Consider the following 15685-nt stretch of genomic DNA (forward strand, 5'->3'; position numbering starts at 1 on the left):
CAAGAACGTAGAACACGCATGAGTACCACCACCACCGGCCAGCCAGAAGCCCGAGAACTCAAGAAAGGCAGCCTGGCCGCCTTCCGCGGCCTGCTGCCCTTCCTCAAGCCTTACCGCAACCGCTTCATCGTCGCCGGCATCGCCCTGGTCGTGGCAGCCGGCTCCACGCTGGCCATCCCCTATGCGTTCAAGCAGATGATCGACCTGGGCTTCGGCGCCAACGCGGGCGTCAGCAGCGCGCAGCATGTGAATTCGGTGTTTCTGGCCCTGTTCGCGGTGGCCTCGGTGCTGGCGCTGGCAACGGCGGCGCGTTTCTACAGCGTGTCCTGGCTGGGCGAGCGCGTCACCGCCGATATCCGCAATGCCGTCTACTCGCACGTGGTGCAGCAAAGCCCGGAATTCTTCGAAACCACCAAGACCGGCGAAGTGCTGTCGCGCCTGACCACCGACACCACCCTGATCCAGAGCGTTGTCGGCACCAGCATCTCAATGGCGCTGCGCAATATGCTGCTGTTCCTGGGCGGCCTGGTGATGCTGTTTGTGACCAGCCCGAAACTGTCCTCGATCATCCTGGGCCTGCTGGTGCTGACCGTGCTGCCGATCGTGATGTTCGGCCGCCGCGTGCGCAAGCTGTCGCGCGATTCGCAGGACCGCGTGGCCGACGCCTCCGCCATGGCCGGCGAGATCCTGAACGCCATGCCGACCGTGCAAGCCTTTACCCATGAGAAGCTGGAGGCGCAGCGCTTTGGCGGCTCGGTGGAAAGCGCGTTCGGCACCGCCATGCGCCGCATCCAGGCACGCGCCTTCCTGACCATGCTGGCCATCGTTCTGGTGTTCGGCACCATCGTGTTCGTGCTGTGGCTGGGCGCGCACGCCGTGCTGGAAGGCTCGATGACGGGCGGCGACCTGGGCCAGTTCATCCTGTATGCCTCCATCGTGGCCGGTTCCATCGGCGCGCTGTCGGAAGTGATGGGCGAGGCGCAGCGCGCCGCCGGCGCCACCGAACGCCTGCTGGAATTGCTGTCGGTGCGTTCCGACATCCAGAATCCGGTCCAACCGCAGGCGCTGCCGCCGCGCGCCGCCAACGGCGCGGCCCTGAGCCTGCACGAAGTCTCGTTCAGCTACCCATCGCGCCCGGACACCCTGGCGCTGGACCATGTCTCGCTCGACATCAAACCGGGCGAAACCATCGCCGTGGTCGGCCCGTCCGGCGCCGGCAAGACCACCCTGTTCCAGATGCTGCTGCGCTTCTACGACCCGCAGTCCGGCGCGATCCGCCTGGACGGCAGCGATATCCGCCTGCTCGACCTGCACACCCTGCGCGGCGCCATCGGCATCGTGCCGCAGGATACGGTGATCTTCTCGGCCGACGCCATGGAGAACATCCGCTACGGCCGTGCCGATGCCACCGACCAGGAGGTGATCGAGGCGGCGCGCCTGGCGGCTGCGCACGAATTCATCGAACGCCTGCCGCACGGCTACAAGTCCTTCCTGGGCGAGCGCGGCGTGCGCCTGTCCGGCGGCCAACGCCAGCGCATCGCGATTGCGCGCGCCCTGCTGAAAAACCCGCCGCTGCTGCTGCTGGACGAAGCCACCAGCGCGCTGGATGCGGAATCCGAACGCCTGGTGCAAGGCGCGCTGGAGGCGGCCATGGTGGGCCGCACCACGATCATCATCGCGCACCGCCTGGCGACGGTGCAGCGCGCCGACCGCATCATCGTCATGGAAGACGGCAAGATCGTGGAAACCGGCACTCACCAGTCGCTGGTGGCGCTGGGCGGCATCTACGCCAACCTGGCGGCGCTGCAATTCCATAACGTGCATGTGACCCACTGAGGCCGCCGTGACCGACGCCGAACTGCGCCAGCGCTGCCACACCATCCTGCCGGGCCACCGCCAGCCCGCGCCGGCGCAGGCGTTCGCCGCCATGGCCGCCTGGTGCGAGGCCAACGGCGTCGCCCATGACGTGTACGGCGAAGGTGAGCTGATCCAGTCGTTCGAGCGCAAGGTGGCCAGCCTGCTGGGTTTTGAAGCCGCCACCTTTGTCATCACCGGCACCATGGCCCAGGTCACGGCCCTGCGCCTGGCCTGCATGGAGCGCGCCAGCCGCCTGGTCGCACTGCACCCGACCGCGCATATCTTCCGGCACGAACGCGGCAACCACCAGCTGCTGGACCACTTCCAGGCGCTGCAGCTGGGCGACCCGCACCGGCCTTTCACCCTGGGCGAATTGCAGGCCGTGCCCGACCGCCTGGGCGCCATCTCGCTTGAGCTGCCGGCGCGCGAGCTGGGCGGCCAGTCGCCGTCGTGGGACGAGCTGGCCGGCATCAAAGCCCATTGCCGCGAACAAGGCATCCACCTGCACATGGATGGCGCGCGCCTGTGGGAGGCGGCGGCCGGCTATGGCCGCGCTCCGGCCGAGGTGGCGGCCGGCTTCGACAGCGTTTATGTCTCGCTGTACAAGGGCATCGGCGGCCTGGGTGGCGCCATGCTGCTGGGCAGCCAGGCCTTGATCGCCCGCGCGCAGGAATGGTTCCGGCGCCAGGGCGGCAATGTCATCCACCGCACGCCCTACGTGGTGGCGGCGGCCATGCAGTTCGACCAGCGCCTGGCGGCCATGCCGGACTATTTCCGCCGCACCCAATGGCTGTACGAGGCGCTGCGCGACTTTCCGCGCCTGCGCGCCAATCCGGCGCAGCCGCAGGCCAATATGCTGCACATCCACGTACCGGTGGAGCGCGATCGCCTGCTTGACATCCGCAACACGGTCGCCGCCCGCCACGGCGTGTGGCTGCTGAACCGCGCGGCCCATGCCCAATTGCCGGGCACCAGTTTCACCGAATGGTATGTCGGCGATAATCTTCTCGCGCTGCCGGATGAACAAGTCCGCCACGCCCTGACTCTTTGGAGCGACGCATTATGAGTTTCGCCTCGCTGGACCTGATCGACGGGCTCCTGCGCACCCTCGATTCGATCGGCTATAAGACGCCGACGCCAGTTCAACAACAAGCCATTCCGGCGGTGCTGGCGGGGCGCGACCTGCTGGCTGCCGCGCAGACCGGCACCGGCAAGACCGCCGCCTTCGCCCTGCCCCTGCTGCAGCGCCTTGCGCTGGAAGGCGACCAGGCCGCGCCGAACCACGCGCGCTGCCTGGTGCTGGTGCCGACGCGCGAACTGGCGGAACAGGTGTTCCAAAGCTTCCAGACCTACGGCTTCAACCTGCCGCTGCGCTGCGCGGTGGCCTATGGCGGCGTGCCGATGGAACCGCAGCTGGCCAAGCTGCGCAAGGGGCTGGACGTGCTGGTGGCAACACCGGGCCGCCTGCTGGACCTGCAGCGCAAAGGCGCGCTGGAACTGGGACAGCTGCAGGCGCTGGTGCTGGACGAAGCGGACCGCATGCTGGACCTGGGCTTCGCGGCCGACCTGGACCTGCTGTTCTCGCTGCTGCCCGCCGAACGCCAGACTTTGCTGTTCTCGGCCACCATGCCGGAGGCGATCCGCAAGATGTCCGGCCAATTGCTGCGCAAGCCGGTGACGGTGCAGGCCAGCGCGCCCAACACCACGGCGCGCACGGTGCGCCAGACCGTTTTCACCACGGACAAGCGCGCCAAGCCTGAGCTGTTCGTGCACCTGATGCGCAAGGAAGGCTGGGGCCAGGTGCTGGTCTTCGTCAAGACGCGCAAAGGCGTCGAGCAGCTGGTAGGCCTGCTGCAGGATGAAGGCTTTTCCGCCGACTCCATCCACGGCGACAAGCCGCAGCCAGCGCGCCTGAAAGCCCTGAAGCGCTTCAAGGCCAACGAGGTGCAGGTGCTGGTGGCGACCGATGTCGCCGCCCGGGGCCTGGATATCGAGGCGCTGCCGCTGGTGGTCAATTTCGACCTGCCGACGGTGGCGGAAGACTATGTGCACCGGATTGGCCGCACCGGCCGGGCCGGCGCCGAGGGCGAAGCCATTTCCATCGTCTGCGCGGATGAAGTTGAGCTGCTGCGCGCGATCGAGAAGCTGATCGGCACGGTCCTGCCGCGCCAGGAGGAGGCGGGCTTCGAAGCCAACCACCGCGTGCCTTCGACCGGGACTGCGGCCGCTCCCGCTGCCCGTCCGGCTGCCAAGGCCGAACGTGGCGCGGCAAAAGGAGGCAAGGCAGCCAAGCCTGCCGCCGCCCCGGTCCGCGACGATACGCCGCGCCCTGCCGGCGGCTTCGGCGGGCTGAAAGAGGACTTGCCGCCGAAAGAGAAACAACGTTCGCGCGGGCCGCTCTACGGCGCGCGTGCAGGCAGCCCCGGCGCGGGCAGCGGTGGCGCGGGGCGCGGCGGCTTTGGCGGCGGCCCTGGCGGGCGCGGCGGAGCTGGCGGCGGCGCGGGCGGCAAGGTTGTGGTGACCGCGACGCGCGGCGCCAAATCGGCGGCGCGCGCGGCAGGCCGCGCGGCGGCCCATGCCAAGCCTGGTGGCCGTGGCAACAAACGATAATCGGAGAGACGAATGAAGCAGTACAAGGAATTGATCAGCACCGTGCTGGAACAAGGCAGCTGGCAGGACAACCGCACCGGCATCCGCACCCTGAGCGTGCCGGGCGCGATGATGCGCTTCGATATGAACGACGGCTTCCCTGCCGTGACGACCAAGAAGCTCGCCTTCAAATCCGTGGTGGGCGAACTGTGCGCCTTCCTGCGCGCCTCGCGCAGCGCCGCCGATTTCCGCGCGCTGGGCTGCAAGGTGTGGGACCAGAACGCCAATGAGAACCAGCAGTGGCTGGCCAATCCGTACCGCACCGGCACCGACGACCTTGGCCCGGTGTATGGGGTGCAGTGGCGCCAGTGGCCCGGCTACAAGCTGCTGGACGCCGACGCCGCCGCGCAGATCGCCGACGCCGAGCGCAACGGCTTCGTGCAGGTGGCGCCGCTGGTGGAGGAAGGCGTGCGGAAAGTGCTGATGTATAAGGCCATCGACCAGTTGCGCGAGTGCCTGGACACCATCGTCAACAACCCAACCAGCCGCCGCATCCTGTTCCACGGCTGGAATCCGGCCGTGCTGGACCAGGTGGCGCTGCCGGCCTGCCACCTGCTGTACCAGTTCATCCCGAACGCCTCCACCCGCGAAATCTCGCTCTGCCTGTACGTGCGCAGCAACGACATCGGCCTCGGCACGCCGTTCAATATCGCGGAAGGCGCCGCCCTGCTGCACCTGGTGGCGCGCCTGACCGGCTACAAGCCGCGCTGGTTCAGCTACTTTATCGGCGACGCCCACATCTACGAGAACCACATGGAGATGGTGCAGGAACAGCTGAAGCGCGAGCCGCTGCCGCTGCCGCAGCTGCATATCAACAGCCGCGTGCCGTCCTTCGCGGAAACCGGCAAGTATGAACCGGAGTGGCTGGAGAAGATCGAGCCGTCCGACTTCACGCTGGAAGGCTACCAGCACCACGCGCCGCTGACGGCGCCGATGGCGGTGTAAGCGGCGCTTTAAGCCGCTTCCTCTTCGGGGACGACACTGCTCCACCACAGGTTGGCGGAGTCTTCCCCTTCCTTCTCCAGCAGGTACTGGTAGCCGCGCTGCGCGGCTTCATTCAGCAGGTTGGGGTCGTCCAGCGCGGCCTGGCGCAGGTGGTCGACGCCATTGCGGTTGCCTTCGGCCAGCAGCACGCGGCCATACAACAGGGCGGCCTTCGGGTACGGACCGCCGGGGCGTTTCAACTGCTCCATCACCACCGGTTTGGCAGCCGCCGGGCCCTGGAACTCCATGCCCAGCGTCGCCAGCTCCTGCAGCTCGACCACGGACAGTTTGGCCAGCGGCTGGGCGGACAGCTCGCCGATACGCGCCTGCGAACGCGTCACGTGGCGATAGCGTTCGGTCCAGCCCCGCGCATTCGCCTGCCACCATTGCTTGTCCAGCTCCGCTTCCAGCTTCTTGCCTACGCCGGAGGCCAGCATGACGTCTGCCGCGCTGACGTCCACCGGCTCCGGCAGCGACGGCGCGGCGCCGATGGCGTCCAGCCGCTCGCGCAGGCACGGGTGGGTATCGTCCACGCCGGAGGGCTCGGCCCAGGCGGCATCGAGCGCCGGTTTGCACGCCCACTCATCGTAATTCGCCTTGAACGCCATGCGCATGGAGGCAAACGGCATGAAAGGCGGCTTCTCGGCGCGGTCGGCATGCTCATACATCTTGGGCCAGAAGGTGCGTGCTACCCAGTTGCCCAGCAGGTGGCCGCGTACCAGTCCGTGCGCGTTGGCGGTGCGGCCTGCCATTTCAGTGGCGGTGCTGTCGGCCTCGTATTCTTCCTGGCGCGCCAGCACAAAGGTGTAGGCGCTGTAATACGGGAAGAAGCGCGACAGCGCGCCGGCAATGGCCGCGCTGATCACGTTGCCGTCGGCGGTATCCTCCACATGCTCGTACAGGTTGACGAACAGGCGGCGCTGGCGATAGACCCAGGCGGCTGCCTTGCCGTGGTTGCCGCACAGGTGGCCGTATTCGTGGGCCAGGGTGGCCAGCATCTCTTTCGGCGTGGCACCCAGCAGGTATGGCAGGCCGACAATCAGGTAATTGCGGTAGCCTCCCAGGATGCCGAAGCGGGCGTGCTGGCAGATGGCGGCGTTGTAATCGTCCGTGACCAGTACCTGGTCGATGCGCGGGCCTTTCAGCTTGCTGTGCAGCTTGTCGAGGATTTCGAACAGTTTGGGCGCTTCGGCGCGCTCCAGCGGGCGGCCGGTCGGCGGGTCCAGGCGCATCAGCATGACGCGCAGCACGACAAAGATCAACGGCAGCAGGAACAGTCCAAACAGGCCGACCTTGATGGTGGTGAAGGTGCGATGCGATTCCACCGCCCACTGCACGGCGACGGCGAACAAGGCGACCAGGCCGGCCAGCGCGCCGAACAGCAAGACATAGGCCGCGATGCTGATCGCGAAAACTTTACGGCGAAAAGCCGCCGGGCTGGCATGGGAGTCCAGCTCCAGGCGGCGTACCAGATGCTCAAAGGCTTTGTGGTCCAATCACTATCCCCATTTAAAACTCTTCCCAGTCGCCTGCCTGGCTGCTGGCGACGGCGCGTTTGGCCCGCTGTGCGGGCGCTGTCTTCGGCTCGGTGCTGCGCAGGGCGGGTTTTGGCAGGGCCACCGGCTTGCTGCGCACCGCCTGGATGACGGCGCGGGCCTGTTGGGCAGCAGGATGCTCGTGGCGGCGATTATTGTCAACCTGGAAAACACTTACCACGCGCGACAGGCTGCTGGCCTGGCCCTGCAACGCGCCCGATGCCGAAGCCGCCTCCTCCACCAGGGCCACGTTCTGCTGGGTGATGCTGTCCATCTCCGAAATGGCCTGGTGGATCTGTTCCAGGCCAGCCGTCTGCTCCTGGGTGGCGGTGGTGATCTCGCCCATGATATCGGTCACGCGCTGGATGCTGGTCACAATGTCCTTCATGGTGGTGCCGGCCTGGTTCACCAGCTTGGCCCCGACTTCCACCTTGCCGACGGAATCGTCGATCAGCTCTTTGATTTCCTTGGCGGCGGCGGCGGAACGCTGCGCCAGGTTGCGCACCTCGGTGGCCACCACGGCAAAGCCGCGCCCCTGCTCGCCGGCGCGCGCCGCTTCCACGGCGGCGTTCAGGGCCAGGATATTGGTCTGGAAGGCGATACCGTCGATGACGGTAATGATGTCGACGATCTTGTGCGAGGATTCGTTGATCGAACCCATGGTTTCCACCACCTGCTCCACCACCTGCCCGCCGCGGGTTGCCACTTCGGAGGCGGAAACGGCCAGCTGGTTGGCCTGGCGCGCATTGTCCGCATTCTGGCGCACGGTGCCGGTCAGCTGCTCCATGGAGGACGCGGTTTCTTCCAGCGAGGCGGCCTGCTGGCCGGTGCGGTCGGACAAGTCCATATTGCCGGCGGCAATCTGGCCGGAAGCGCTGGAAATGGTATCGCTGCCGCTGCGCACTTCGGCCACGATGGCGGCCAGGTTGTCGCGCATCTTGTCCAATGCGTCCAGCAGTTCGCCGAACTCGTTGGTCGGGTGCACGGTGGACTGGCCTTTCAGGTCGCCGTCGGCCACCCGGTGCGCCACCGCCATGGCTTCCGCCAGCGGGTCCGCAATGGCCTTCATCAGCACGAAGCCGGCGCAGATGCTGAGCAGCAGGCCGCCCGCCAGCACCAGGGTCACCGTCAGGCTGGTGCTTTGCAGGTTGGCGGCGACGCTGGCGTCGTCTTCGGCGATGCGCTTGTCGCTGTATTCGGCCAGCGCTTTCAGCGCGCCGTCGCCAATGCGGTAGGACGGGTTGATCTTTTTGATCAGTACCGTCTCCGCATCATCCCAGCGGTTCTCCCGCACGGCGACCGTGGCGGCGCGGATGTGCGCCACGCCCAGGCCGTCGCTCCTGGCGAACCAGTCTTCGGCCAGCTTGCGCTCTTCCGGCGTCTTGATGGCGGCCAGGTAGCTTTCCCAGCGCTTCTCGACGCGCGCCGTTACTTCGTCCACGATGTTGAAGTGGTTGGTCAGAGGGTGGTCGTGCAGCTTGCTCCAGGCGAGGTCCGGATTGTGCTGCAAAGCCTGCAGGATCTGGCTGCGGCCCGTTTCCATGTCGAGGCGGATGGCACTGCGCTCGGCAATGTTCTTCTGGTTGGCCACGGTCACGTCCTTCACCAGGCCGACCGAGCGCTCGGCGCTCATGATACCCAGGCCGCCGATGATCGCCAGCAGGCCAATCAGCAGGCCAAGTACGCCCACCAGCAGGGTTTTGATTTTGAAGTTCTTAAACATCGCTCACTCCTTTACCAGACATTTGAAGAACTGATGCAGGCTGCCCCTCAGTTCCGCCACTTCGTCAAACTCGATGTATGTCACGTCCACCAGGTCGTCCAGCTCGCGCAGCAGGGTGGTCTTGATCGGCGCGCCCTTCCAGACAAGGAACAGGATAGGCGTCCTGCGGCCCTTGAATATGTGATAGCTCAATTCAAATGCACTGCTTTCGCTCATTCCGACGCGGATGTTGACCAATACGTCGGCCTGGTCGAGCAAAGCCAGGCGGTGGCGGCGGAAATTCTGCGGCGTGAAAGGCAGCCCCTGCTTGCGCTCGAACGAGGTGCGGAAGGTGTCCGCACTCTCGGCCTGCAAGCCGGTCAGGTAGTCGAACGGGTGCGGCAGGCCGTTGGCGCTGTCGATCATCTGCATGATCTCGGCCACCATGCGCTGTTCGCGCTCGTCCGATTCGGTGAAAGGCTGGCGGATGAATAGCTTGAGCGGGGCCACGCCGACGCTGCGCTGGCGCGCCTGGGCACGCCGCTCCGGCAGCTGGTAGGCGGCGGCAGCCAGGTCGGACGGGCCGGGCACCAGGCGCGGCGCCGGGGCCGGGCGCGCCTCGCCCGCGCCGCGCCCGGCGGCCAAGGCATGCAGCTCCTGCAGCGAACGCACCGCCACGGTGCCGCTATGCTTGCGCGCTTCCAGCGCCGCTTCGGCCGCCGCGATGGTGGTGAACATGACCGTGCCGGACGCCAGGGCGGTGCTGCGCAGGCTGCGCGTGGCGGCGATGGCGCTGCGCCTCTCGTCCACCGTGACCACGGCCATGGCGATCTCGCGCAGGGCCAGCAGGCCAAGCAGGGTTTCGTCCTCGATGGTGTTGACCGGCACCTCGCCCGCCTCCAGCACGGCGGCAGTTACCTCGCTGGCGCACAGGGTGTAGCCGGCATCGGCCAGTTCGCGCGCCAGCGCCACGGTGCGCGCCTGGTCGGCTTTGCGCACGCGCAGGTAGACGTGGCCGCTGTGCGGTATGCGCACGCCGGCGCCCAGTTCGGCCTTGAGGAAGGCTTCGCCGAAGGTCGGGCCGGTGCCCATCACTTCGCCGGTCGACTTCATTTCCGGGCCGAGGATGGTGTCGACGCCGGGGAACTTCGCGAACGGCAGCACCGCTTCCTTCACGCTGTAGTACGGCGGCACCACCTCGCTGGTGATGCCCTGCTCGGCCAGCGTGCGGCCGGCCATGCAGCGCGCCGCCACCTTGGCCAGCTGGATGCCGGTCGCTTTCGATACGAAGGGGACGGTGCGCGAGGCGCGCGGGTTCACTTCCAGCACATAGATGCGGTCCAGCATGCGGCCGTCCACTTTCTGGCGCTGCACGGCGAACTGCACGTTCATCAGGCCCACCACGCCCAGGCCATGCGCCAGGCGCCCGGTCTGGCGTTTGATTTCCGCCACGGTGCTGTCGGACAGCGAATACGGCGGCAGGCTGCAGGCCGAGTCACCGGAGTGGATACCGGCCTGCTCCACATGCTCCATCACGCCGCCCACCAGCACCTGGGCGCCGTCGCTGACGCAGTCGACGTCGACCTCGATGGCGTCGTCCAGGAAGCGGTCCAGCAGCACCGGCGAGGCGGGCGACACTTTGACCGCCTCGCGCATATAGCGTTCCAGGTCGGCCCGCTCGTGGACGATCTCCATGGCGCGGCCACCCAGCACGTAAGAGGGACGCACCACCAGCGGATAGCCGATCTCCTCCGCCAAGGCGACGGCTTGATCCTCAGTGCGGGCGGTGCGGTTGGGTGGCTGGCGCAAGTCCAGCGCATACAGCAGCTGCTGGAAGCGCTCGCGGTCTTCGGCAGCATCGATCATGTCGGGCGAGGTGCCGATCACCGGCACGCCGTTCGCTTCCAGCGCCAGGGCCAGTTTGAGCGGGGTCTGGCCGCCGTACTGCACGATCACGCCTTCCGGCTTCTCGATGGCGACAATCTCCAGCACGTCCTCCAGCGTCAGCGATTCGAAATACAGGCGGTCGGAGGTGTCGAAGTCGGTGGATACGGTTTCCGGATTGCAGTTGACCATGATGGTCTCGTAGCCGTCTTCGCGCATGGCCAGCGCCGCGTGCACGCAGCAGTAGTCGAATTCGATGCCCTGGCCGATGCGGTTCGGGCCTCCGCCCAGCACCATGATCTTGCGCGCGCCCGTCGGCTGGGCTTCGCATTCCTCGTCATAGGTCGAGTACATATAGGCGGTGCGGGTGGCGAACTCGCCGGCGCAGGTATCGACCCGCTTGTACCCCGGGCGCACGCCCTGGGCCTGGCGCTGGGCCCGCACTGCCGCCTCGTCCGCGCCCATCAGCGTGGCCAGGCGGCGGTCGCTGAAGCCCTGCTGCTTGAGGCGGCGCATCACGTCCGCGCCAAAGCTGCCCAGGTGCTGCGTGGCGACCCATTCTTCGATCTCCACCAGGTCCTGGATCTGGGCCAGGAACCAGGGGTCGATGTGCGACAGGCGGTTCACCTCCACCAGCGACATGCCCTGGGCGAAGGCCTCGCCCACGTACCAGATACGCTGCGGGCCGGGCAGGCTCAATTCGTGTTCGATCACGTCGCGCCCCGTGGCCATGCGCTGCAGCCCGTCGACGCCAATATCCAGGCCGCGCAAGGCTTTCTGGAACGACTCCTGGAAGGTGCGGCCCATGGCCATCACCTCGCCCACCGACTTCATCTGCGTAGTCAGGCGGTCGTTCGCGCCGGGGAACTTCTCAAAGGCGAAGCGCGGGATCTTGGTCACCACATAGTCTATTGCCGGCTCGAACGAGGCCGGGGTGGCGCCGCCGGTAATGTCGTTCTGCAGTTCGTCCAGCGTGAAGCCCACCGCCAGCTTGGCCGCCACGCGCGCAATCGGGAAACCGGTGGCTTTCGATGCCAGCGCCGAGGAGCGCGAGACGCGCGGGTTCATCTCGATCACGATCATGCGCCCGTCCTGCGGATTGACGGCAAACTGCACATTCGAGCCGCCGGTGTCCACGCCGATCTCGCGCAGCACGTCCAGCGCCGCGTCGCGCATCAGCTGGTATTCCTTGTCGGTCAGGGTCTGCGCCGGCGCTACGGTGATGGAGTCGCCGGTATGCACGCCCATCGGGTCAAGGTTCTCGATCGAGCAGACGATGATGCAGTTGTCCTTGCGGTCGCGCACCACCTCCATCTCGAATTCCTTCCAGCCGATCAGCGATTCCTCGATCAGCAGTTCGGAGGTGGGCGACAGTTCCAGGCCGCGCAGGCAGATGGCGTTGAATTCGTCGGCATTGCGGGCGATGCCGCCGCCGCTGCCGCCCATGGTGAACGAGGGGCGGATGATCACCGGGAAGCCGAGCTTCTCCTGCGCGCGCCAGGCCTCGGCCATGCTGTGGGCGATGCCGGAGCGGGCCGACTGCAGGCCGATGCGCTCCATGGCCGCCTTGAACTTGGCGCGGTCTTCGGCGCGGTCGATGGCTTCCGGCGTGGCGCCGATCAGCTCCACATTGAAGCGTTCCAGCACACCGTGCCGGTGCAGGTCGAGCGCGCAGTTGAGGGCGGTCTGGCCGCCCATGGTGGGCAGCACGGCCTGCGGCCGCTCGCGTTCGATGATGCGCGCCACCGTTTCCCAGGTCACCGGCTCGATATAGGTTACATCGGCCATGCCGGGATCGGTCATGATGGTGGCCGGGTTGCTGTTCACCAGCACCACCTGGAAACCTTCTTCGCGCAAGGCCTTGCAGGCCTGGGCGCCCGAGTAATCGAATTCGCACGCCTGGCCGATCACGATCGGACCGGCGCCGATGATCAGGATGCGCTGGATATCGCTGCGTTTAGGCATGGCGTGCACCCTCCATCATGGCGACAAACTGGTCGAACAAGGGGGCCAGGTCGTGCGGGCCCGGTGACGCTTCCGGATGGCCCTGGAAGCAGAAGGCGGGACGGTCGGTGCGGCGGAAGCCCTGCAGCGAGCCGTCGAACAGGGAAATATGCGTCACGGCGCAGTTGGCCGGCAGCGAGTCGGGATCGACCGCGAAGCCGTGGTTCTGCGAGGTGATCATCACCCGCCCGCTGGCGATATCCTGCACCGGGTGGTTGGCGCCGTGGTGGCCGAACTTCATCTTGACGGTACGCGCGCCGGACGCCAGCGCCATGATCTGGTGGCCCAGGCAGATGCCGAAGGTTGGTACGCCGCGCTCCATCAGCTCGCGCGCAGCTTCAATAGCGTAGTCGCACGGCTGCGGGTCGCCCGGGCCGTTCGACAGGAAGATGCCGTCCGGTTTCAGCGCCAGTGCGGCGGCGGCGCCGGCGCGAGCCGGCAGCACGGTGACGCGGCAGCCGCGCTGCGCCAGCATGCGCAGGATATTGGCCTTCACGCCGAAGTCGTAGGCCACCACGTGGCAGCGCGGCTGCAGCTGGCGGCCATGGCCGTGGCCCAGCATCCACTCGGTTTCGGTCCATTCATAAGGTGCCGCCGTGCTGACGGCCTGCGCCAGGTCCATGCCGGCCAGGCCCGGGAAGGCGCGCGCCAGCTCCAGCGCCAGTTCCGCCGCGCCGCCGACCACGATGGCGCCGCCCTGCGCGCCCTTCTCGCGCAGGATGCGCGTCAGCTTGCGGGTATCGATGCCGGCGATCGCCACCACGCCCTGCTCCGCCAGCCAGGACGACAGGTCCTGCTCGCTGCGGAAGCTGGAGGCCAGCAGCGGCAGGTCCTTCACCACCAGGCCTGCGGCATGGATGCGCGGCGCTTCGCCGTCTTCGCGGTTGACGCCTGTGTTGCCGATGTGCGGGTACGTCAGCGTCACGATCTGCCTGCTGTAGCTTGGGTCGCTGAGGATTTCCTGGTAGCCGCTCATGGCGGTGTTGAAGACGACCTCGCCCGCCGTGGCGCCGTTGGCGCCGATGGCGAAGCCTTCGAATATGGTGCCGTCGGCCAAGGCCAGGATGGCGCGCCCGGAAGATCCCAAGGCATGCTTGAGTGGGTGTTTCATCTGGGGTCTCCTACTCCGTATCGTTATGAAACCTACAAACAGAATTACCCGTCGGCAATTCCTAGCGCGCTGGATTCAAGATACGTCAGCAACCCCGCAATAAAACTCTCCAACGGTCACAAGGGCTCTTTCAACGCACAAATAACTTGCGATGCCGCAATTCCGCAACATGACCGGGTTGCAAAGTGCTCCGATATATAATGTCGGCCATGACAATTTTGACCATCATCGTTGCCACGGATGCCAGCAATGGCATCGGCATCAACAACACCCTGCCCTGGCACCTGCCGGAAGACCTGGCGCACTTCAAGCGCCTGACCTCGGGCCACCCGATCATCATGGGCCGCAAGACCTTCGACTCGATCGGCCGCCCTTTGCCGAACCGCCGCAACATCGTCATCAGCCGCAACGCCGGCTGGCAGCATGAAGGCGTGGAGCGCGTCGGCTCGCTGGAGGAGGCGCGCGCCCTGGTGGCCGGCGTGGATGAAGCCTTCGTCATCGGCGGCGCCCAGGTGTACCAGCAAGCCCTGCCCCTGGTGGACAAGCTTGTCATTACGCGCATCGGCCGCACATATGAATGCGATGCCTTCTTCCCCGCCCTGCCGGAAGGCGAGTGGCAAGAAACATCGCGCGAAGACCACGCGTCGGCAGCCGGGCTGCCGTATGCTTTTATCAGCTTTACCAGGAAATAACAGAATGTCCGGACACGGTTTTCACGTCCACGGCCCGCACGACCACGCCGTGGAACACGCAGCACACAGCAACGACAAGTTTTCCGGCAAGATCGCGGTGACCACGGCTATCCTGGCCACGGTTGGCGCCATTTTCGGCTACCAGGGCGGCGCCACCCAGAACGACGCGGCCCTGTTCAAGAACAATGCGGCCATCGCCAAGACCGAGGCGGCCAACCGCTGGAATTATTACCAGGCCAAGTCCTCCAAGCAAAACCTGGCCGAACTGGCCATGTTGCTGCCCAATGCCGAGACCGAGAAGTTCAAGGCCGAGGTGCTGCGTTATCGCGAGGAGAAGGACGCCATCAAGAAGGACGCCGAGCAATGGGAAACCAAATCGGCGGATTGGGAGCACAAGTCGGACCACGCCCTGCACAAGCACCACCAGTGGGCGCTGGCCACCACGGCTGAACAAATTGCTATCGCTTTGGCGGCGATCACCCTGCTCACCGGCCGCAAATGGCTGATGTACGCCACCTACGGCGTGGCCGCCGTGGGCCTGGGCCTGGGCGTGTTGGCGATGCTTTAAAAAGCTGTAAAAAAATTCACCCCACGCCGGGAATTTCTGCGATACTCCCGGTCTTATTTTTTTTGAGGCGCTTGGTCGCGCCTGGAGACCACTGATGAAATTCCGCTTCCCGATCGTCATCATTGACGAGGATTTCCGTTCCGAGAACACGTCCGGCCTGGGTATTCGCGCCCTGGCAGCGGCGATGGAAAAGGAAGGCATGGAGGTCCTCGGCGTAACCAGTTACGGCGACCTGGCGCAGTTCGCCCAGCAGCAGTCGCGCGCGTCGGCCTTCGTGCTGTCGATCGACGACGAGGAATTCGGCGGCGGCTCGCTGGAGGAAACCGATGCGGCGCTGGCTTCCCTGCGCGCCTTCGTGTCGGAAATCCGCCATAAGAACTCCGACATCCCGATCTACCTGTACGGCGAAACCCGCACCTCGCGCCATATCCCGAACGATATCCTGCGCGAGCTGCACGGCTTCATCCACATGTTCGAGGACACCCCGGAATTCGTGGCGCGCCACATCATCCGCGAAGCGAAGTCCTACCTGGACAGCCTGGCGCCGCCATTCTTCCGCGCCCTGGTGCACTACGCGCACGACGGTTCCTACTCCTGGCACTGCCCGGGCCACTCTGGCGGCGTGGCGTTCCTGAAGTCGCCGATCGGCCAGATGTTCCACCAGTTCTTCGGCGAGAACATGCTGCGCGCCGACGTCTG

General features: G+C 66.2%; 11 protein-coding genes. 7 read left to right on the plus strand and 4 right to left on the minus strand.

Features of this window, described 5'->3' with window-relative positions; all coding sequences use genetic code 11:
* Positions 1 to 18: 18 nt before the first annotated feature.
* Genes ACE3TQ_RS06190 through ACE3TQ_RS06205 form a run of 4 tightly spaced genes read left to right on the plus strand, consistent with a single transcriptional unit; the run spans position 19 to position 5451 of the window.
* A complete protein-coding gene (locus ACE3TQ_RS06190) occupies positions 19 to 1836 on the plus strand; it encodes an ABC transporter transmembrane domain-containing protein (RefSeq protein ID WP_374581103.1) in 1818 nt (605 codons plus the stop codon).
* Between the two features lie 7 nt (positions 1837 to 1843).
* Positions 1844 to 2923, plus strand: coding sequence for a low specificity L-threonine aldolase (locus ACE3TQ_RS06195; RefSeq protein ID WP_374581105.1), 1080 nt, complete (start codon positions 1844 to 1846; stop codon positions 2921 to 2923).
* A complete protein-coding gene (locus ACE3TQ_RS06200; RefSeq protein ID WP_374581106.1) occupies positions 2920 to 4467 on the plus strand; it encodes a DEAD/DEAH box helicase in 1548 nt (515 codons plus the stop codon). The genes ACE3TQ_RS06195 and ACE3TQ_RS06200 overlap by 4 nt, the downstream gene beginning before the upstream one ends.
* Before the next feature lie 12 nt (positions 4468 to 4479).
* Positions 4480 to 5451, plus strand: a complete 972-nt coding sequence (locus ACE3TQ_RS06205; RefSeq protein WP_374581107.1) for a thymidylate synthase — start codon at positions 4480 to 4482, stop codon at positions 5449 to 5451.
* Between the two features lie 8 nt (positions 5452 to 5459).
* Here ACE3TQ_RS06205 and ACE3TQ_RS06210 read toward each other — a convergent pair whose 3' ends face one another.
* From ACE3TQ_RS06210 to carA, 4 genes are read right to left on the minus strand one after another with little or no spacing between them, the layout of a single operon-like run.
* The gene (locus tag ACE3TQ_RS06210; RefSeq protein WP_374581109.1) at positions 5460 to 6986 is read right to left on the minus strand and encodes a M48 family metalloprotease; all 1527 of its coding nucleotides are present in this window, start codon (positions 6984 to 6986) and stop codon (positions 5460 to 5462) included.
* 13 nt (positions 6987 to 6999) lie between these two features.
* Complete coding sequence (locus tag ACE3TQ_RS06215) at positions 7000 to 8748, minus strand: methyl-accepting chemotaxis protein (protein WP_374581110.1); 1749 nt, start codon at positions 8746 to 8748, stop codon at positions 7000 to 7002.
* 3 nt (positions 8749 to 8751) lie between these two features.
* Entirely contained in the window at positions 8752 to 12576 is a 3825-nt protein-coding gene (gene carB, locus ACE3TQ_RS06220; protein WP_374581111.1) for a carbamoyl-phosphate synthase large subunit, read from the minus strand.
* Entirely contained in the window at positions 12569 to 13726 is a 1158-nt protein-coding gene (gene carA / locus ACE3TQ_RS06225) for a glutamine-hydrolyzing carbamoyl-phosphate synthase small subunit (protein WP_374581112.1), read from the minus strand. Before carA ends, carB begins: the two co-directional genes overlap by 8 nt.
* A 209-nt stretch (positions 13727 to 13935) precedes the next feature.
* Between carA and ACE3TQ_RS06230 the strand changes: the two genes are divergently transcribed.
* The 3 genes from ACE3TQ_RS06230 to ACE3TQ_RS06240 form a co-directional block, all read left to right on the plus strand.
* Complete coding sequence (locus ACE3TQ_RS06230) at positions 13936 to 14418, plus strand: dihydrofolate reductase (RefSeq protein ID WP_374581113.1); 483 nt, start codon at positions 13936 to 13938, stop codon at positions 14416 to 14418.
* A gap of 4 nt (positions 14419 to 14422) precedes the next feature.
* Positions 14423 to 14986 carry a DUF4337 domain-containing protein gene (locus tag ACE3TQ_RS06235; RefSeq protein WP_374581114.1) on the plus strand — a complete coding sequence of 188 codons (564 nt, stop codon included), beginning with the start codon at positions 14423 to 14425 and terminating at the stop codon, positions 14984 to 14986.
* A 94-nt stretch (positions 14987 to 15080) separates the two neighbouring features.
* Positions 15081 to 15685, plus strand: a 605-nt coding sequence (locus tag ACE3TQ_RS06240) for an Orn/Lys/Arg decarboxylase N-terminal domain-containing protein (RefSeq protein WP_374581115.1), incomplete at its 3' end; no start/stop codon positions are given.

The sequence above is a fragment of the Pseudoduganella sp. genome (assembly GCF_041914865.1).
Classification (GTDB): Bacteria; Pseudomonadota; Gammaproteobacteria; order Burkholderiales; family Burkholderiaceae_D; genus Rugamonas.

Bases quoted from the DNA above. Each gene is read 5' to 3' on its own strand.
- ACE3TQ_RS06230 (WP_374581113.1), top strand. From the start codon at position 13,936: ATGACAATTTTGACCATCATCGTTGCCACGGATGCCAGCAATGGCATC.
- ACE3TQ_RS06235 (WP_374581114.1), top strand. From the start codon at position 14,423: ATGTCCGGACACGGTTTTCACGTCCACGGCCCGCACGACCACGCCGTG.
- ACE3TQ_RS06200 (WP_374581106.1), top strand. From the start codon at position 2,920: ATGAGTTTCGCCTCGCTGGACCTGATCGACGGGCTCCTGCGCACCCTC.
- ACE3TQ_RS06205 (WP_374581107.1), top strand. From the start codon at position 4,480: ATGAAGCAGTACAAGGAATTGATCAGCACCGTGCTGGAACAAGGCAGC.
- carA (WP_374581112.1), bottom strand. From the start codon at position 13,726: ATGAAACACCCACTCAAGCATGCCTTGGGATCTTCCGGGCGCGCCATC.
- ACE3TQ_RS06215 (WP_374581110.1), bottom strand. From the start codon at position 8,748: ATGTTTAAGAACTTCAAAATCAAAACCCTGCTGGTGGGCGTACTTGGC.
- carB (WP_374581111.1), bottom strand. From the start codon at position 12,576: ATGCCTAAACGCAGCGATATCCAGCGCATCCTGATCATCGGCGCCGGT.
- ACE3TQ_RS06190 (WP_374581103.1), top strand. From the start codon at position 19: ATGAGTACCACCACCACCGGCCAGCCAGAAGCCCGAGAACTCAAGAAA.